The 20,489-nt window shown below is 38.4% G+C and carries 13 protein-coding genes; 5 read left to right on the forward strand and 8 right to left on the reverse strand.

Going from position 1 to position 20,489, the window contains the following annotated elements; translation table 11 throughout:
- Positions 1 to 198: 198 nt before the first annotated feature.
- The 5 genes from dprA to MUW73_RS01040 all read right to left on the reverse strand — a co-directional run bounded on the left by dprA (position 199) and on the right by MUW73_RS01040 (position 7,084).
- A complete protein-coding gene (gene dprA, locus MUW73_RS01020) occupies positions 199 to 1,344 on the reverse strand; it encodes a DNA-processing protein DprA (protein ID WP_243018066.1) in 1,146 nt (381 codons plus the stop codon).
- Positions 1,341 to 1,664, reverse strand: coding sequence for a MerR family transcriptional regulator (locus tag MUW73_RS01025; RefSeq protein ID WP_243018065.1), 324 nt, complete (start codon positions 1,662 to 1,664; stop codon positions 1,341 to 1,343). The genes dprA and MUW73_RS01025 overlap by 4 nt, the downstream gene beginning before the upstream one ends.
- A gap of 46 nt (positions 1,665 to 1,710) precedes the next feature.
- Complete coding sequence (locus tag MUW73_RS01030) at positions 1,711 to 2,682, reverse strand: peptidoglycan DD-metalloendopeptidase family protein (RefSeq protein WP_243018064.1); 972 nt, start codon at positions 2,680 to 2,682, stop codon at positions 1,711 to 1,713.
- Positions 2,683 to 2,871: 189 nt separating this feature from the next.
- Positions 2,872 to 4,788, reverse strand: coding sequence for a molecular chaperone DnaK (gene dnaK, locus MUW73_RS01035; RefSeq protein ID WP_243018063.1), 1,917 nt, complete (start codon positions 4,786 to 4,788; stop codon positions 2,872 to 2,874).
- A 172-nt stretch (positions 4,789 to 4,960) separates the two neighbouring features.
- Entirely contained in the window at positions 4,961 to 7,084 is a 2,124-nt protein-coding gene (locus tag MUW73_RS01040; RefSeq protein WP_243018062.1) for a MutS-related protein, read from the reverse strand.
- 254 nt (positions 7,085 to 7,338) lie between these two features.
- Between MUW73_RS01040 and MUW73_RS01045 the strand changes: the two genes are divergently transcribed.
- Together MUW73_RS01045 and MUW73_RS01050 are read left to right on the forward strand one after the other, a co-directional pair.
- Complete coding sequence (locus MUW73_RS01045) at positions 7,339 to 8,832, forward strand: NTP/NDP exchange transporter (RefSeq protein ID WP_243018061.1); 1,494 nt, start codon at positions 7,339 to 7,341, stop codon at positions 8,830 to 8,832.
- Positions 8,833 to 9,136: 304 nt separating this feature from the next.
- Positions 9,137 to 9,775 (forward strand): acetyltransferase, encoded by a 639-nt coding sequence (locus MUW73_RS01050; protein ID WP_243575164.1) that lies wholly within the window; start codon positions 9,137 to 9,139, stop codon positions 9,773 to 9,775.
- Positions 9,776 to 10,501: 726 nt separating this feature from the next.
- Here MUW73_RS01050 and MUW73_RS01055 read toward each other — a convergent pair.
- The 3 genes from MUW73_RS01055 to MUW73_RS01065 form a co-directional block, all read right to left on the reverse strand.
- A complete protein-coding gene (locus MUW73_RS01055; RefSeq protein ID WP_243018691.1) occupies positions 10,502 to 12,004 on the reverse strand; it encodes a lipopolysaccharide biosynthesis protein in 1,503 nt (500 codons plus the stop codon).
- Positions 12,005 to 12,100: 96 nt separating this feature from the next.
- A complete protein-coding gene (gene obgE / locus MUW73_RS01060; protein WP_243018690.1) occupies positions 12,101 to 13,099 on the reverse strand; it encodes a GTPase ObgE in 999 nt (332 codons plus the stop codon).
- A 5-nt stretch (positions 13,100 to 13,104) separates the two neighbouring features.
- Positions 13,105 to 13,683, reverse strand: a complete 579-nt coding sequence (locus MUW73_RS01065) for an adenylate kinase (RefSeq protein WP_243018689.1) — start codon at positions 13,681 to 13,683, stop codon at positions 13,105 to 13,107.
- A 355-nt stretch (positions 13,684 to 14,038) separates the two neighbouring features.
- Here MUW73_RS01065 and uvrC point away from each other — a divergent pair, with 355 nt between their 5' ends.
- The 3 genes from uvrC to MUW73_RS01080 all read left to right on the forward strand — a co-directional run bounded on the left by uvrC (position 14,039) and on the right by MUW73_RS01080 (position 20,315).
- On the forward strand, positions 14,039 to 15,844 hold the full coding sequence (gene uvrC, locus MUW73_RS01070; protein ID WP_243018688.1) for an excinuclease ABC subunit UvrC: 1,806 nt from the start codon (positions 14,039 to 14,041) through the stop codon (positions 15,842 to 15,844).
- Positions 15,845 to 15,867: 23 nt separating this feature from the next.
- A complete protein-coding gene (locus tag MUW73_RS01075; RefSeq protein WP_243018687.1) occupies positions 15,868 to 16,626 on the forward strand; it encodes a polyprenol monophosphomannose synthase in 759 nt (252 codons plus the stop codon).
- Between the two features lie 110 nt (positions 16,627 to 16,736).
- A complete protein-coding gene (locus MUW73_RS01080) occupies positions 16,737 to 20,315 on the forward strand; it encodes a sodium:solute symporter family transporter (RefSeq protein ID WP_243575165.1) in 3,579 nt (1,192 codons plus the stop codon).
- The last annotated feature ends 174 nt before the right edge of the window (positions 20,316 to 20,489 follow it).

A 20,489-nucleotide genomic window follows, 5' to 3' on the forward strand; every position in this document is an offset into this window, starting at 1 on the left:
TTTCCGCAACTTTTTACCAGGGCTTGATTTTTTGCTTACTTTTTTATCAAGCAAAAAGTAGCTTTAAAAAATTCATTTTTTACCAGTGTCAGGAACAGATACTTTCTTTTTATGGGTGGTCTTGACAAAATGATGAATAGATACCTTTGCTTGACCAAAAAGTAGAAAACAAACTTAATAAAAATTTGTTTTAATAAATCAGTCCACTATACTAATCCCCACCTGACGTTTATATATAGGTGCTACTATAAAACGCTTACCGGGTAATGCACGCAATAACCCTTGTAATTCAAGCGATAATAAAGCCGCTTGTACTTCTCCGGTTGGCAAAGCAGTAGCATCGGTTAGGCTATCAATAGCTATTGGTTCGACTGACTGCTCAAACTGTTTTAAAATTATCTGTTCTGAGCCTGTAAGTGGATAGTTAGGATAAGTATTCGATTGGGATGGAGCGTGCACTTCCCAGTTCATGATATAGGCTAAGTCACTGATATGGGTCAGCAGGTGGGCTTGATTGCGTTTGATTAATCGATGGCATCCTGCAGAAGTATCTGAATAGATACTACCTGGTAATGCAAACACTTCCCGATGGTAATTATTGGCATAATAGGCAGTGATCAATGCACCACTTTTTTCTTTGGCCTCAATCACTATAGTTACATCTGCTAGACCAGCTAAAATTCTATTGCGTGCCACAAAGGTATGGGCACCTAGTCCACTGCCTATAGGGTATTCTGCGATTAAACCTCCTCTAGAGTTGCACATTTTCATCGCTATTTTTTTGTGTGCAGTAGGGTAGATTTCATGCACGCTGGTTGGTAAAACGGCTACTGTAGCGAGCCCCATCTCTAGTGCTTGTTTATGGGCCCATATATCTGCTCCATAGGCTAAGCCACTCACCACAAGCGGCTGATAGGGGAGTAGTTGTTCTAAAAATTTGGTAATGGATGCTTGGCCATAAGATGTTAATTGCCTGGTTCCTACAATGGCTACTACTCGTTGTTGATTCAATAGGGCTTGTCCTTTATAATAAAGAATAGAAGGCCTATCTGGTAAGTCTAACAATCGTTTCGGATAATGCTCTTCCCCTGTTGTTAGCAATTGAATGCCCGCTGCTTGATGCAATGCTAGCATTTTTTCTGCCTGGTCCAGGTTACTGCCTGAGGCGATAGCTTGGGCTATTTTATAGGGAAGCAAACGATTGCCTTGATGTGCGGCGGTAAATACTGCTTGCGCGCTGCCGAAATAGGCCAATAATTTTTTTAACCGAGCACAGCCTATACCTGGTACCAATGAGAGCGCCAACCGATAGTGCTTTTCTGCTGAAGTGACCGGGGCAATCATATAGAATCTTTCTTTAAAGCAATTAAAAAATCACGTAAGCGATGCAATCGTTCAACGACCTCTGCTGGGGTAATGGTCGGCGCAATACTATGTTTCTGGATTACTTTGCGTGCACCTGCTAAGTTATATCCTTTTTCTTTAACAAGCGTATAGATATACCGCAATTGAGCGATATCTTTTTCTTGATACCTTCTAGCTCCTTTGCTGTTTTTAGTTGGTTTCAGAATACCACTAAAAGCTTTTTCCCAAAAACGTATTAAAGAAGGCGCTACACCAAAATGACGGGCTACCTCTTGGATGGTAAAATACTTTTTTTCCATTTATCCAGAAAAAAGTAAGTACAAATCTTTTTATTACTAAGCCAGCCTAAAAGTTTGAGCAAAGAGCTTGTGTTGGATGAGCTGCTTGCTTACGAATGGCTTCATATTCAGCAGCAGTAAGCTCTCCTACAAAATATTGAACTGGATTTACACGACGTCCATTGCAATAGACCTCATAGTGAAGGTGAGGGCCAGTTGCATCGCCAGAATTGCCAACTGTACCAATCTGCTGCCCCCTAGTTATGCGTTGCCCTTGTTTAATGATGATGGTATGCATATGAGCATAATGGGTTTGAAAACCATTACCATGCTCAATAAGCACGTGATTGCCATACCCTTTTTTATGTTCTTGAATCCATTTAACATACCCATCTGCAGCAGCATAGATGGGTGTACGGATAGGAGCTGCAAAATCAACACCTTCGTGCATCCTGAGTATTTTAAAGATTGGGTGGGGGCGCATACCAAAATGACCAGATATTCTTTTCAAGTGTTCCTTAGCAACGGGTGGTAAGGTAGGCATAGATCGCAATCTGCCTCTATGTCTTTTTGCCAGACTCCATATTTGATCGTAAGATTTTTTCTGAATTTTCAACTGACTAATAAGTTGATCTACTTTAGACAAAGTTTCAACAATTAATGTGCCTTTGCCTAAGTGGGCATATTTATTTACACCTCCAATGCCCGCATTACGCTCTGTAGCAGAAAGGGGAGGTGCATTTAACAATACCCTATATAAATCATCATCCTGTTGTTGCAAGGTAGCCAAGAGTGCCGCACTACTTTCTATTTTTTTTTGGACATCATAGTAATAAGTCTCAAGTTCTTGTTTACTACGTAATAGTTCTTCTTCTCTTGGTGAAATAAAATGACCTTGATAATACCTCACTATAACAACTGCTAGACCTACCGAAAAAAATATAAATAGACAACTGCGTAAGATAAGCACCAATGTAGATGTGTGTGCACGCTCATAGCTACAAGTAGCGGGGTTATAATAATACTTGGTTTTAAGCATAAAGAATATATAATGATAGGATACGCAAACCCAGGGTACTTGAATTTAGTAAAATTGAGGAGAATAAACAAATCATACAGGGCATTGGAAGCACGGATGTTGATTGTTTCTAGGTTTAAATATAAAAAAGCGACTCCCTAAAAAGGCATTAGAAAGCCGCTCCTAATAGAAGAAAAAGATAAAGCATATTTATTTTACTTCTTCAAATTCAGCATCTGTTACATTACTACTACCGTCTGTAGCCCCTTCTTGTCCTGCAGTCGCAGTAGCGCCTTGTTCGGTAGCCTGCGATTTTTGGTAGACCTTAGCCATGACTTCACTCCAAACTTTGTTTAGAGCCTCTAATCCAGCATCAATAGCCGCAATATCTTTTTCTCCATGTGCTTTTTTCAAGTCTGCCAAAGCGGGTTCTATATTTTTTCTATCTTCTTCACTGATTTTATCACCTAGCTCTTTGAGTTGTTTTTCTACCTCAAATATAAACGAATCGGCCTGATTAATTTTATCGATTTGCTCTTTTTCTGCTTTATCGGCAGCTGCATTAGCTTCTGCTTCCTCCCTCATGCGTTTGATTTCATCTTCGGTTAAGCCAGATGAGGCTTCGATTCGAATCTTTTGTTCTTTACCAGTACCTCTATCTTTTGCAGAAACATGCAATATACCATTGGCATCTACATCAAAAGCAACTTCTATTTGTGGAACACCTTTTGGGGCAGGTGGTATATCAGATAAATGAAACTGACCAATCGTACGATTATGTTTGGCCATAGGTCTATTGCCTTGTAGCACATGGACGATAACAGAAGATTGGTTGTCTGACGCTGTCGAAAAAACTTCTGATTTTCTTGTTGGAATAGTAGTATTAGCCTCAATTAACTTGGTAAAAACCCCTCCTAATGTTTCAATACCTAACGATAATGGAATAACGTCAAGCAATAAAACATCTTTTACTTCTCCGGTTAGTACACCTCCTTGGATAGCGGCTCCTACGGCTACTACTTCATCAGGATTGACCCCTTTGGAAGGTTTTTTACCAAAAAAGCGCTCTACTTCTTCTTGAATCTTTGGTATGCGGGTAGACCCACCTACTAAAATAACTTCATGAATTTTACTCTGTGGATCAGATGTATCACCAAAAGCATCTTTTAAAGCTTGCTGACAAGGTGTTAGGGTACGTTTTACTAAGTCATCTACTAGTTTTTCAAACTGTGCCCTAGATAGTTGTTGTACGAGGTGTTTAGGGACTCCATCAATGGCAGTAATATAGGGAAGATTAATCTCCGTAGTGGTTGCACTAGAAAGCTCAATTTTAGCTTTTTCAGCAGCCTCTCTCAGGCGCTGTAGTGCAGTTGGATCTTTTCTTAAATCAACGCCTTGTTCTTTTTGAAAACTATCTGCGAGCCAATCTGTTATTTTTTGGTCAAAATCATCTCCACCTAAATGGATATCTCCATTGGTAGATTTAACTTCAAAAACCCCATCACCAAGCTCTAAAATAGAAATGTCAAAGGTACCCCCTCCAAGGTCAAAGACAGCGATGGTGATATCTTTATTTTTTTTGTCTAGGCCATAGGCTAAAGCCGCAGCAGTTGGCTCATTAATAATCCGTTTTACAGTCAAACCAGCTATTTCGCCCGCCTCTTTAGTGGCTTGTCGTTCTGCGTCATTAAAATAAGCAGGAACGGTAATAACTGCTTCTGTAACTGTTGTACCTAAGTAGTCTTCGGCCGCACTCTTCATCTTTTGTAGAATAATAGCGGAAATCTCTTGAGGTGTATAGAGCCGGTCACCAATCCGTACACGGACGGTATTGTTGGAACCACTTTCTACCTGATAGGCCACTTCGTTAAGCTCATTAGCGACACTATTATAGCCTTTACCCATAAAACGCTTAATGGAGCTTATGGTATTATGCGGATTTATAATGGCCTGGCGCTTAGCAGGATCGCCTACTTTTCGCTCCCCCTTTCCACCATTTAAAAAAGCAACTACAGATGGTGTAGTTCTTTTGCCTTCGTTATTAGGAATCACTACTGGCTCGTTACCTTCCATAACGGCAACGCAGGAGTTGGTGGTTCCTAAATCGATTCCAATTATTTTTCCCATTGCTAATTTCTATTTTATTTGTATTTGATTGTTTCCTTTACTGATAGAGCCATTTATTTAGCGCTATTACATATAGAAGTGCTACAAAGTCCATGCCAAATGAACTGATCTGTTCCAGGCTATGTCAAAATGACATAACCTGGAGCAACATACCGCATAAAAAGTAGGGGAATTATTTACGAGCGTTTTTCTTAGGTCGTTTTGGATCTGCTGCACTATTTGAAAAGTTTTTATTATACGCCTCTGGGTGACTGATAATATCTCTGGCTTGTTGCAACATTTCAGTTGCATACCCCTGTTCTGCTAATATATCTATGGCAATCGTTTGATTAGAAGCACCAGGAACTATTTTATAGGTGTAATGAATTTTTCCATCTTTGCCTATGGGCTTGATATAAACTTTATAATTTTTAAAGCCTTTTGCAGGTTCCCGCTCTTCTAAAAGCATTATAATTGGGTAGTGCGTGGCCACAATATTTAAGGCGTTGCTATATTGGCCAATATAGTTTAAGACAGAATATTCTGCTGCCCCGCCTTCCACTGGATTGGTGCCATTAAAAGGTTCATCAAAAATGGAAAAACTAAACTCACTTTCTTTTAATCTTTTTAATATCCTCAAGTGAGAGTGAAATCGATCTACTTCTGCCAAAAAGAGTGATTTACCAGCTGCAATGTCATCGGTAATATCGATGTAGGTATTGATTTTGCTAAAAAGTGTCATTTCACAGGACTTAGCAGGTGCTATACCAAAAGTTTGACTTAACAAAACAGTCGTGGCCACACCCGTTAAAAAGGTAGATTTACCCCCCGCATTCGGACCGGTTAAAACAATCGTTTGTGTTTGAGTAGTTTGGCCCATCATTACATCATTACCAACAGCTTCACTGGGGTTTAACATGGGGTTCCACATGCCAGCAATAGCCAGCCGGGGCTTGGTATAGCTTTTAGGGGACAAGAGCTTGGTAAAGGTATAGCCATGTGGCCCATTCATAGCAGCGGTTTCTTGCATAAGGGTAGCAATAGATAAAAAGGCATCTAACTCTCCTAAGGCATACATGGCATCATGGAAACTAGCTTTATGTTCTACAAAAAGTTTATAGCTAGCCAATAATTTACCGGCATTACTGCAGAAATAAGACCAAGAACGCAAGGGTAGTTCCTGTAGATAGCGCAATAAATTACCCACCTCAGAAGATTCCTTTGCACGTGCTAAGAGGTCTCTTATCGGTTTAAGTTGTGGGCCATATAATGCTTCTAAATCAGCATTTTTATGAACCAATTCATTTACTTTTTGAGCTGTTACCAAAAAGGTTTGGACGTCGGCCATACGCAAGGCAAGATGTCTCAAAACACCTGCATACTCTTTATAGTTACAGTATCCTATGTAGTATTGATAGAGAGAGTGTATAGTAATAACACCGGAATACGTGTAGTAAATGTTCTTTAAGATCATTGACTCATTCTTAAAATCTTCATTAATAGCCTTTTTATTTAGATTGTTGCGTTGTACTACCCAGTCTACTATATTGCTAATACGGGTAAAATTATATATTGGTACAAACACAGGTAAAACATACTTATAGCATTCTTTACGTGTTATATTTAGCACCGGATTCGCTATTTCTGTAGTAGGAATACCAACAACTAAAGGATACCACACGTATTTAGAATAAATATTCCAAATATCTCGCAAAAGTATTTTTCTTGTTTGCAACGGACTAGCCAATTTATTGGAAGCAGGAGACTTGGTATAAAATAAACCAGTCAAATATTTATTATATGCCTCACCATAGAGCGGATCTGTTTCAGTCCAAAAAGAGAGCATGTTTTTTTCAGATGATTTATAATCTTGTATCTGAGTTTTTATATCACTAGATAGTTCTTTATTCTGGCAGAAAAAATCTATATATCGCTGGCGTTTGCTAAGAGACTCCATGCTAGCAACCGGTGCAGCCAGCAGTGAAGCAAGCGCTGCTTCTCCTAAAACAGTAATTGTTTTATTAATCCTCGAGAAAAAATGATAAGCTGGTGTAGTAGTGGTGCCACAAAAAAGATGCAAATCGTTCCAAACATATGGGTTCAATAGGCTACTAGCCTGTTGATAACAGTCGTTATAAAAATTGCTTTTAGCAAAAATTTGATTGAATACTACAGCCCGTTCTGTTCTTGGTGAAAGATGCGTGTCGGTAATATTGATATCCGATGGTTTTGTTTTTTTGGCTTGATCTTGCTTGGGCAAAGGGGGTGTTCCTTCAGTAAATGATTTTAAGTAGCAATCAGCTAACTGAGTAGCCATGGATGAACTGCTTTCGACAGCTTTAACAGTAGCCGTGATACAAAGCATACATACTAGTGATGAAATGATGCGCATAAAAAAGGATTTATATAAGGAAACTTGACTGGCTCAAACCAGTTAACAGCACTATAAAGCTATGAAAAAAAATAAATAGTTATACAACTATTAACTTTTAACGCAAATATCATATGGGGAATTTATAAATTTTTACTAAATTGCATCGCGAAAACAACCCTCTGATTTAGTAAACCACTATGGCTCATTCTATATCTTTATCGTGGTTAAAAAAATGGTTACAAATTATTTTTCCGATAAAAAAAGGAGAAAAACAAAAAATATTGCTTCTACTACTTTTAAAATTTCTGATTTCTTTTGTTTATTGTATTTTAACCGCACTTAAGGATACCGTTCTGGTCACAGCTAGCCACTCAGCTGCTGAGGTTATTCCCATTATAAAAGGTTCGGTCATCTTTCCGATTTCGATAGCAGTAGTGCTACTGTATACCAAACTAAACAATTGCTTAAAGCAAACTACCCTCTTCTACAGCACCATTCTCTTTTTTTTAGGTTTGATTCTTTTATACGGTTTTGTATTGTACCCCCATGCAACAAAGTTTAGTCCTTATGCGATGGCAGATTGGTTAAGTAACTATACAGGTGGCAAGTATTTGCATTGGATAGCTGCTTTCCGCCATTGGATTCATGTCCTATTTTTTGTAGTGGCAGAGCTTTGGGGCCAAGTAGCTCTTATGTTACTTTATTGGAGTTTTGTGAATAATGTTTGCAAGATGGAAGATGCCAAACGATGCTATGCCATTTTAATTGCTGCAGGTGATGTGGCACTGATTATTACAGGGCCACTCGTATTAGCTTATACCAAAAAATATAGTCATGGTGATTTTGTCTGCACGGTGCAAGCCTTAATAACCTATGTGGCTTACTGCTGCCTAGCTATTTTATTTACCTATTGGTTGGCCAATCATATCCTAAAACCAGATCTCAATAGTACCAACCGAAAGGCCCCTCAGGTACTACGCTTATCCCTCTGGGGGAGCCTCAAGCATGTGGCTGCTTCCCATTATATACGCAATATAGCCATTATGGTGGTTGCTTGCGGACTCTCCATAAACATTGTAGAAGGCACTTGGAAATCTTATCTCAAAGAAGCTTTTCCAAAAGCAGTAGATTATCAAAGTTTTGTATCAGAGCTCAATTGTTGGACAGGTATTATTGCCTTGGTCATCTCTCTTTTCTTTAGTGGAGGTATTCTAAGAAAATTTGGATGGCAAACAACTGCACGCATTGCACCAGCCATTATTGGATGTATGGGTACTTTTTTCTTTTTAATGAGTTATAGTAAAAATAACGTGCCTTATTTAACCAATTGGGTTGGGTCGAAATTAGTTTTATACCTGGTAATTTTTGGTGGTATTCATAATATAGCGGTCAAATCGATCAAATATGCTTTTTTTGATAAAACGACGCAAATGGCTTATATTCCACTTGATATAGAAACAAAAATTAAAGGAAAGGCTACTGTAGATCTATTAGGTTCCCGTTTGGGCAAAGCAGGATCTTCCTGGATTCAAATTGCATTACTTGAATTACTTCGGACCAATAGCATTCAATCTCTTTCAGGTATATTATTATGTTTTTTGTTGCTAACTACTATTATTTGGTATCGAGCAACCGGTAATGTGAGTAAGGAATTACATATTCTAGAAGAACAAGAAGGGAAGGGAAGTTAAAAAACTGCGCTTTGCTAGTGGTCCTCTACTATCAATTCCGGAGCGTAATGGCTGCAGCAATAGGCAATAATTAACGGGTTGTTCACTATTTTAGTAAAAAAGTTTTTTATCTACTTTTTTCTTTGTATTCATTCACTTACTTTTCTTTTTTCTTGCCATAGGGCTGAATAGATAGATTTTTACTGAAAACCCAAATTCTTTTATATTAGGTTCCTCTATTTTATGCTTTGAACATCATTATGAATCTAAAAGTATACTATTTTTCTACAATAGAACCATTAATCTTAAACTTTAATAAAATTATATGCACAAGAGTGTAATTGTTTTTGGTATGTGTGACCTTACCAAAGGAGCCTTAGATATTTTTGAGAAAAATAACTTAATCGTTTATGGTATTTTAGAGGATGAAGCAAGATGGCATGATACTACCCTGCATAACATACCTATTTTAGGGGTGACCAATGATCCAAGGTTTTTAGCGTTACTGGATCAAGAATGTGCTTCTTTTATAGCCTATCGCCATATGCAAAAACGAAAAAGCTGTTTAAATTTTTTATTAGCGCAACAAAAATCTACCCCTATCTCAGCGATCCATCCATCTGCTACTATAGCTGATACGGTTCAACTAGGTCAAGGCAACTACATAGGGGCACAAGTTTGTTTGGCTTCAGATGTAACTGTAGGGAATCATACCATCTTACACAATGGGGTCATTATTCAAGCAGAAACGCATATTCATGATTGGGTAGAGATAGGGGCGGGTAGTATTATTGGAGAGCATGTAACGGTAGAAGAGGATGTCTTTATTGGCATAGGTGCTAGCATTATTCCGAGGGTTACGATTCAAAAAGGAGCTAGCATTGGTGCAGGGTCGGTTGTTTTAGGAAATGTTAAACGTGGTGATGTGTTACTGGGGAATCCAGCCAAGTCTATTCAACAATAAGGCTTTTTTATCCACTATTTTACAAGGGCCGTTTTTTCTTTTTGTGCGTGGCCTTGCCACAATTCGTCTAAGCAACTGGATTGTATATAGTTTTTTGTATCCATTCACTAGTGTGGCACAAGTACACTCAAAAAACGCCCCTTGTAAAAAGCTGCGATCAGAAAGCTCAGCTTATAGATGAAAAGAAAAACAGCCTGTTTGAAGCCCGCGTAGCTGGCGAGTTCTGTTTTTCCAGCTGTAAGCTGAGCTTTTAGCAGTTTTTTGCACAGGGCTTGATTTTTTGCTTACTTTTTTATCAAGAAAAAAGTAAGTTAAAAAGCTTTATAATCAAATAAAAAAATAAAAAATTACTTAAGTTGACGCCATTGTCCGTTCACCACTATGGCTTATGCTAGGAAAAAAACGCCCCTTGTAAAAAGCTGCGATCAGAAAGCAGCCCTCACAGCTGAAATAGAAAAACAGCCTGTTTGAAGCCCGCGCAGCGGGCGAGTTCTGTTTTTCCAGCTGTGAGGGGAGCTTTTCGCAACTTTTTACCAGGGCTTGATTTTTTGCTTACTTTTTTATCAAGAAAAAAGTAAGATAAAAAAGCTTTATAATCAAATAAAAAAATAAAAAATTACTTAAGTTGACGCCATTGCATGAACAGATACTTCATTTTTTGTCCACTTTTTTATCAAAAAAAAGTGGACAAAAAGCCTGTTTTACCAATCTCGTGCACAGATACCTTTATTCTTCTTTAAGATTCGTGGATTTTTTCCATCCAATAGCCAACCCATAAAAGATGGCCAAAATAGCTACATGAAGCAATATATAAGCCCATCCTACACCTAAAAAAGCTAATTTAGATGGCCATAAAGGAATATGCCCCACCACTAAAGATGTAAGCAAAATCAGTAAAAAACCTTTTTTACGATAAGGTATTGGATAACATCTCTGACCCATATAATACCCTATCAGGGTCATAACAACTGCACCACTCATAGCAGCATATACACAACCCCAATGACCCAAACTTGGTATCCATACGAGCCCCATAGATCCAATCACTAAGCTGCCAAATGCACTAATCCAAACATTATATTGCGGTTGATTGCCTAGTTTAAATGAGGCACTAAGGTTATAATAGACACCTAAAACAATATGCGTAAATGTTAGGTAAGGTACGGTGTCAACCGTATGACGGTAGTCTGCTTTCGGAATGAGAATTTTGGCTATCCAGTTTAGATTTAAACTAAAAATCAATAAGCAAAAACAAGATACAAGTATAAATAGATGCATCGTTTGGCTATATAATCTTAGTGCTTCTTTTCGATCTGAGTTAGCAAAAAAGAAAGGTTCTGCAGCATGTTTAAAAGCCTGAATCCCTAGTGTTATACATACAGTTAGCTTACAAGAAGCACCAAAGTTACCGAATATCTCCTCTTTTGTATGGGTACTATAAAAATTATTAGGAGTCCATTTTAGAAACAACCATAGTGGTAGTGTTTCATTAATTCTAAAAAATAGCGTTGTCAAAAAAGCAGTGGTTGCATACCCTCTTATGAGCTGAAGTGTATGGCTATGCCAAATCAAATAAAATCCTTTAAAATTTGGTAATAGAAAGGCTAAAGCAGTTAGATTAGACAATAAGTTGGCCATGAACACAGCATCTAATCCATTTAGCGCTACTTTTACATTCAAGCAATTAGCTACTATACATTCTATTAATCTTAAGCAAGAAGGCAAGTAAAGCAGGATAGCAGAAAAAATAATGTTGGCAAAAGCTTGTAAAAATTTCACTGATAAAAAATAAAAAGTCTTTTTTTCTACACGTAGTTTCGCATAGGGAATCATCAGTAAGGTATCTAAAATAAGAATACCAGTCATATAGTAGAAATAACGTATATGGGCTAGCTGGTTGCTTATCTTTGCGATCTCTGGTGTATAGCTAATCAGCAGCGTGGAAAAAACAAGACTGGTAAGCAGTAATAGGGTTACAATTATATTGAAAGTATATTGTTTGCCTAATTGATGGACAAACCTAAAATAGGTCATATCCATTGCTAAGTCGTAGAAGACATGACCCAAAGCAAGGTAAGTCCCATAGCATTCTGTAACAATACTATAAGCGCTGGGTGTTAGTCTATGGGTTTGAATCAGCAAGACTAAATACGAACATCCGCGTACGATAATATTGGTTATGCTATATATAATAGTCTCTTTACCAAGTGTTTTGACCTTATTGTGCATCTATTATTAGCTATTCAATACCCGTATTTATTTAGACAGTCAGGTTCACTCAGACCAATTGCATACTGCTTGCATGTGATTACCCTGCTACCTCTTTCATGCCAAAGTAGAAAGTTTTTCCCAGATGAGGTCTTTAAGGTGTAGGATACCTTCTCCCGTGCTAGCAGAGATAAGACAACATGTGATTCCCTGCGGTAGGGTTTGTAACAGGGTTTTACGTGCTGTTTCGTCTAATAAGTCTATTTTTGAAATAACCAGTAGGCTGGGTTTGTCTAGTAATGAGGGATTATGCGCTTCTAATTCGCCGCGCAACATTTCGTAACACTGATGGATATCATTAGACGCTGCACTAACCATAAATACTAAAACTGCATTGCGTTCGATATGGCGCAGGAAACGCGTACCTAAACCTTTTCCAGTGGCTGCTCCCTCTATAATCCCTGGAATATCTGCCATAACAAAAGAATAGTTCTCCCGATAAGCTACTACACCAAGATTGGGTACTAAAGTGGTAAAAGGATAACTATCAATCCGAGGCTTAGCTGCTGATACCACTGAAAGTAGCGTAGATTTACCCGCATTTGGTAGTCCTACAAGGCCTACATCGGCCAATAATTTCAATTCCAATATGGTCCAACCCTCTCTGCCTGCCTCTCCTGGATAAGCGATACGGGGTGTTTGATGGGTAGGTGTCTTAAAATGGGTATTACCCCAGCCACCTTTTCCCCCTTGCATTAAGATATATTTCTTTTTGTCCTCCAACACCTCTAACAATACTTGGTCATCATCTGCACCTTTGGCTACTGTACCTAATGGTACGTCTATGATCATATCTTTTCCACTGGCTCCTGTTTTACAGCTGTCTCCGCCTGGTTCTCCATTGGTTGCGATGACGTGTTTTCGGTATTTAAGATGGAGTAAGGTACCATACTGTTTAGCACCACGTAAAATGATATGCCCTCCTCGCCCTCCATCTCCTCCATCTGGTCCTCCCTTTGGGACAAACTTGGCACGTATGAAATGAATCAGACCAGCTCCTCCTTTGCCCGCGCGTAGGTAAAGCTTAACATGATCGATAAAGTTGGGTACGGACATGGTCGTTACAATATCAGTCTATCCATAATGGCTTCAATGGCTTGAGTTACTTGGTCTACATCTTGTAGCCCATTTACACAATGTAGTTTCTCTTGGGCCTTGTAATAGTTGAGAATAGGAAGTGTCTCTTCTTGATATATTTGCATACGTGTTTTGATTTTGCTATCGTCTTGGTCATCAGATCTTGCTTCAATGGTTGCACGATGTTTAAGCCGTTTGAGTAAGTGTTCGCTGGATACATCTAAAAAGATGACGCCATCTATTTTAGTTTGGTATTCAGTTAAAAAATTATCTAAGAAAGTGGCCTGTGCCAGGGTTCTAGGAAAGCCATCAAATAACAACAATCCATCAGTAGGTTGTGCTTCTACCAGCTGCGTTATCAATTGCAAAGATAGACTATCTGGTACCAATTGACCACTATTGATGTATGATTCAATCAATTTTTTATTCGGCCCATTTTCTGCCATTTCTTGGCGCAATAAAGCACCTAAAGCGATGGAAATAAAGCCATATCTTTGAATAAGTCGCTCAGCTTGTGTGCCCTTGCCCGAACCAGGAGGACCTACTAGAATGATATTAAACATAAATAATAATAAAGTTTTTTTAAACCAATCTCAGTAAAATAAGCACAATATTTGTTAGTGCATTAAAGGTGCTTCTTAAAAAGTTTGGCGGAATAAAATACTAATTTACAAATCTATGTAAAATATTCGTAGTCCTACATGTCTATTATTTAAGATTATCTTATTAAAAGAGCTCGAACAAGGTTGCTCTATTTTGGGTACTGGATACCGTTAAAGGAATTGGGTAATGCTGAACCATCTATTTTTCAATGAATCAAACAACTTTTCCTTCCATGCAACTGTCATAAATATAGATCTTGCTTAAGATGATCCTATTGTCTGAACATATACCTAGGTATTTTGTACTTTTATAGCTATGGAAACACCACGTTATACCCCTAATGACATACAGTACCTGCCTACTTTGCCAGGTATTTATCTATTCTATAACCAAAAAGAAGAGGTTATTTATGTAGGGAAAGCAAAAAATATAAAAAAACGGGTAAGTGATTATTTTACTGCTAGTAAGGTACATAACCTCAAAACAGCCCGTATGATTACGCACATTGCCTCTATTGCCTATACCGCTTTAAACTCCGAGTACGAAGCCCTGCTTTTAGAAAACAATCTAATCAAAGCGCTCCAGCCACGATATAATATCTTACTTAAAGATGGTAAAACCTATCCCTATTTATGTATTACGAATGATCGATTTCCTAAAGTGCTCATCACACGTAAAACCATACCCCCTTTGGGGAAATACTACGGCCCCTTTACCAGCTCCTACACCATTAAACAAACCTTGGAGGTCATTAAAAAATTATTTACTTTCCGTACCTGTAACTACAACCTCTCGCAAGCAAATATCACTAAAAATAAGTTTAAAGTTTGTTTAGACTACCATTTGGGCCATTGTAAAGGGCCTTGCCAGGCTTTACAAGACGAAAGCAATTATCAAAAAGAGATAGACCAAATAGAGGCCTTGCTTAAAAATAATTTTGCTTCTGTAAAGAAAGTATTAAAAGAAAAAATGCTAGCTGCTGCACAACTACTTGATTACAAACAAGCACAACGTTTTAAGGAGAAGCTCATTATATTGGAGCAATACCAAGCCAAATCCTTAGTGATTAATCCACTAGTCGGAGATTTAGATGTAGTAGCCATTATTTCAGATGAAAATCATGCTTTTGTAGGCTATTTACATATCAAGCAGGGGGCTATTTCTTTTACCCAACATCGTGTACTAACCAAAAAATTGGAAGAAGAAGCCGCTGATCTATTGCCTTTAGTAGTCTGTTCGCTCCGCGATTGCAGTGATAGTACAGCCCCAGAAGTTTTAGTGAATCTGCCACTTAATCTAACGATAGGTCCCTTTGCTATCACGATGCCTAAAATTGGGGACAAACGGAAATTAGTAGAGTTGGCCCTGCAAAATGCTTTATTATGTAAGAAAGATTTTTTGCATCAGAAATCTAATTTTCAAGAAAAACCTAATTTAACACTTGTAAAATTACAACACGATTTAAAGTTAAAAGAAATACCTTACTGGATAGAATGCTTTGACAATTCCAATATACAAGGTGACCATCCTGTAGCTGCTATGGTCTGCTTTAAGGATGGTAAGCCCTCAAAAAAAGACTACCGCCACTATCATATTAAAACGGTTATAGGTCCCGATGATTTTGCCTCTATGTATGAAATCATCAAACGACGCTATAGCCCAAAAGGAGCAGAAGCATTGCCTCAGTTAATTGTAATAGATGGTGGCAAAGGACAACTCAATGCGGCGTTACGGGCGCTACAGGAATTAGACCTATATGGCCAACTAGCCATTATTAGCATAGCCAAACGATTAGAAGAACTTTATTTTCCGAATGATCCTTTCCCTTTGTATTTGAATAAGCAGTCTCCTTCCCTTAAGCTACTCCAGCAAATTAGAAATGAAGCGCATCGTTTTGCTATTACCTTTCACCGTAAACAACGTAGCAAAAAAACATTTCAACCTGCTTGGCATGATATTCCGGGCATTGGTCCTAAGACATTAGATAAACTAGTAGACCAATTGGGTAATTTTAAGACGATTCAAACCAGTTCTTTAGCCACATTGGCCGCAATAATTGGCCCATCAAAAGCTAAGTCTTTGCATGATTATTTTGTAACGCAAAAAGAGACTACTACTTAAAATAGCTCAAACAGATTACAAAGATGACAACCCTTTTTCGTGCTATAGTGGTTATACCTACTTATAACGAACAAGCCAATATTGAGCGCTTGTTAAGGGCTATCTTTGGGTTAAATATAGGGTTAAATGTGCTGGTAGTAGATGACCACTCCCCCGATGGAACAGGTGATGTAGTCATCAAACTACAAAAAGCTTACCCTGGTCAATTACATCTTTTAAGCCGACCTAAAAAGGAAGGATTGGGCCGTGCCTATTTGGCTGGATTTGGTTGGGCACTGCACTATTCGTATGATTATATATGTAGTATGGATGGAGATTTTTCGCACGCTCCGGCTGATTTACCTAGGCTATTAACTATTTGCACAGAGCCTAGCGTCGATATGGTTATTGGCTCCCGTTACGTTAGAGGGGGATCTGTGGTGAATTGGCCTTGTACTAGAATCCTACTATCCCGTATGGCCAATTGGTTGGCACGCTTTATTACGGGCTTGCCGATTCAAGATACCACCGCTGGATTTGTGTGCTATCGGAGCGACTTACTGAAAAACATTTTGAAATCGCCACTAGAACCCGCGTCTCGAAAGAGATCTATAGCTTCTGTAGGGTATAGTTTTCAAGTAGAAATAAAATTTTTGGCGCATCAATATGGCGCCAAAATAGTAGAAGTGCCGATTACCTTTACGAATAGAGTACGAGGGGTTTCCAAAATGAATTTAAAAATTGCAGGAGAAAGTTTTTTTTGGCTGATAGATATGAAATGGCGCAGTTGGCGTGGATCTTAATCGGCCAAGCTATCTTTTTTGCTTTTCTAGAAAAAAATCGCTACCATTTGTTTTGCTTTGCTTGTTTTGTATTCATTTTATATATGACACCTTTTATGATCTTTTTGAATATGCCGTTGTTTACGGTGGCGGTTTTTTTGTTGTTAACCTTAGCAGTAGGTATTTACTTTAGTCGAAAAGAGACTACTTTTCCAGAGCATGCTATCGGTAATAAACAATTCTCTACGGCAACTTTAGTTGCTACTGTCTTAGCTACTGCTTATAGTGGAGGTGGTTTACTACGTACGGTAGAGTCTGTTTATAATCTCGGCCTCTGGTGGATAACCATTACCCTTGTAACATGCTTTGATGCCTATATTATTGGCAAATTAGCTTTGCGTATGGGCCCATTTATGAAACACCTTTCTATGGCAGAAACGATAGGCACCATTTATGGTAAAAGCCCAAGAATTATGGTAGCCTTGGTTAGTCTTTGTGGTGCTATAATTGCGATTACTATGCAAATCACTGCCATGTCTAAGGCTATTGCTATGTGTATAGATACAGTTGACCCTAGGATAGCTGCTATTATTTCTACTTCAGTACTTGTTTTTTATTCCAGTTTTGGGGGCGTTCGTGCAGTTACCTATACAGATGTATTGCAGTTTATAACTTTTTCGATAATTATTCCTTTACTTGCTTGGTTCATGTTCATTAAAACAGGTAAGTCAGCTGTAGAAATTATCTCATCTTTAGAACTGCATACTACTAAATTTCAATTTAGTAGCTTGTTTAATTGTAATAAGAAGCTAATAAGTATGTTGTTATTGATTTTATCTTTCCTGATAGGCCGTATGTATCCATCTATTATCCAACGTGTTTACATGGCTTCTGGTCCGCTCCAGGCGCAAAAAGTTTTTACTTATGTGACTATTTGTAGTGCCATTATATGGAGCTTTATCATCTTGGTAGGTATATTCGCTTTTGTAGGGGCACCAGACTTAGTAGATGCAGAAATTTGGGCCTATATAGTAAATAGTATTCCCCCTATTTTTAAAGCTTTTCTTGCGGTTAGTTTATTAGCTATGGCAATGTCTACAGCTGATTCCAATTTGAATGTCTCTGCCGTTATAGCTATCCACGATATTCTAGACCATATACGAGGTTCCAAAAACACTTATCAAGCTAACCAGCTTCAATTAGCTAAATGGGCTACATTAGTGATAGGTTTATTATCCATGGTGTTAACTTTTTACTGTAATGATTTACTCAGGTTAATGTACTGGGCTCTTAATTGCTATGTACCCATAGTCATTGCCCCTTTTATACTAGCTATTTTTGGATTTCGAAGCAGTGCTCGTACTGCTATAATCGGTATGGTGGTAGGCGTGTTAACTATTTTAGCCTGGAACAAGTGGATAGAACCTGCTACAGGTATGGATGGCTCTTTCCTGGCCATGCTAGCCAATGCTTTGGCTATGATGGCTGCCCACTATTGTTTTAAACAACCTAAAGGTATGGGTTGGATCAGGCCTCAGCCAGATGATACTTTGCATCAGATACAGCAGGAAAAAGCCAGAAAGCAAGCAGAACGCAGAGAAACCATTAAAAATAGTTTGATACATATCAACCAAACTTTAGCTAAGTTGCGGCCCAGTCATACTACGTTAAGATCTATGGGGATTTATGTGCTCATTAGTAATTTACTCACTTATTTTATAGCTTCTATTCCAGATCATGACTATTGGCTCATTCCTCAACTTTTACTAGGTGCTTGTTTTTTAGGCTATAGCACTTTTATCCCAGAAAATGTCAAAGCTATACCATCTTGGTTGATGGGGCTATTTTGGCTAATAGGATTACTATTTTGCCTTCCTATTAACGTGCTTTGGCACTGGTGGCATGGTACCCATCTGCTCTTGACCTTAGGTTTATCCTTGGTACACTTGACAGTAACCTTATTGATATGCCCTATATATTTGGGTATCGTTTTGTTGACCTTAACATTACTAACGGTAATCTACCTTAGTTTGGGCTATTCTACTAAGCCACTGGTTTTGGCGCCATCAGACGTGGCTTTGTTGCTGTTGCTCTGTTTGGTATTAGGGCTACTTATTTTTAGTATTTTTCTTTATCTCAAGGCTAAGAATAATGGTTACGTTAACCAAATCACCTACTTAAAAAGTCAAGAAAAGATTAGCGTATCTCGTAAACTAAAAGCATCTCTCTATGATTTGGCGATGGCCCCAATGGCTGGTAGCGCACCTAAAGGCAATGGTTCTATTTTAGTTCAAGTAGTCCGTAAGATGGAAGAATCTATTTCCTTTTTAGATGGCAATATGCCTTTGTATAAAGAAGATTTCCAGAGTATTATCAATAAACTTTATGATTGGATTATCTATTTTAATAGAAGAGAAAAGTCTAAAAACCATGCTCTATTGCAGCCTACTAAGATTAGCGTGGATAAATTGATTCGTAAGGTAGAATATGCGCTTGCCCAAGAGTTACCTGACCCTCCTAAACTCTTTATAGCACCCATAAAAGCGGCTAATGGGGCACCATTGTCCCATATTGTATGCGATATTTATCAAGTAGTTTACTTATTGGTTAAGGCTATTTTACGGGTTAGTAGTAGGGCAGAGGGTTCGGCTAGACCAGTTGTTAGGCTAGAATTGCACAACACTGCTTTACAATTTAAGCAAGCAGATCTTATTGAGAATACTTCTCCATCCTTTATTGATTTTCAAGCTACTGCACTCATAGTAAGCCAGTCTACAGTTGCTTCTGACATCCTTCCGAAGGTAAAGGAGGTCTATGGTGATCTCATAGATGGAATCGGCCCTCAAAGAGGCCAAGATGCTCCCCCGTCGATAGATGTTGAGTGGGATACCATCGGGAGCATTGTGGCTGCCCATTATGGCTATTTACAAACCTCTTCGGAAGGTAGTGAAAAGGCTATCCTAGTTGTACTGCCTAGCGATGTTACTGCTATTCTTGATAAAATGACTGGTAAATTACCAATAGACTGCTTAGCCTCAGACGCCCCTGTTACCCCCAAGGAGCAGGCAGATTCCTTGATGGCATTAATGAGGTTTTACGACCATGTTTGTAAATCTTTGTGTGCAGAAGATCCTATTGATATAAAAACAATTTCAGGTTTACTGTTATTACTCCGCCAGCATTTTCGTTTTAAGCGTCATGTATCGGGCCAATTGTTTTATGTACGTTCAGTAGGAATTGCTGAAATAGTCCTAGAATGGGTTTTTCACTCCCCTAAAGTGGTTTATGCCTCTTTGCTTTATGAGTTGGTGCGTCATACTTGTTTGCCTCTTTCTTATATCAAAGAATATTATAACTTAGGGGTTTACGCGTTTGTATCTAACGTGGTAAAAATAGATCAACACCAAGATTTAGACCATCCTTCATTGTTATATGTCGAGAATCGTCTGGAAAAAGCGATTAAAGAAGAGCATATACAGCTTTCTGTCCTTTTTATTAAATTGGCTGAGCGGCTTTATGACTTACGTCATGCAGCAGGCTATAGGCATCTCTGTGAGGTAGCCCATATGGCACAAGAAACGCTCACTATAGATCTTCAGATAGCCAATGCCTACTTAGGCTCAGAGATCGCAACTGCATTAGAAGCAGCAGCTCAACAGGCACTAGGGTTTTGTAAAAGTAAAGAGGCAAAACAAGATCAAGATGGTTAATCTTAATCCGGTAGTATCCATCTATTATTATTGTGATTGTGGCAGCACCTCGCACAAAAAGCAAAAGTTTCCCTTACTCAGCCCCCTCCGTGGGCTTTAAATAAAATGATTTTCTACTCCGCTGAGAAACAGCTATTTTAAAGATAAAGACTACATTTGTATCCGTTCACGACT

The organism is Candidatus Cardinium sp. cByotN1 (genome assembly GCF_022810525.1).
Classification (GTDB): Bacteria; Bacteroidota; Bacteroidia; order Cytophagales; family Amoebophilaceae; genus Cardinium.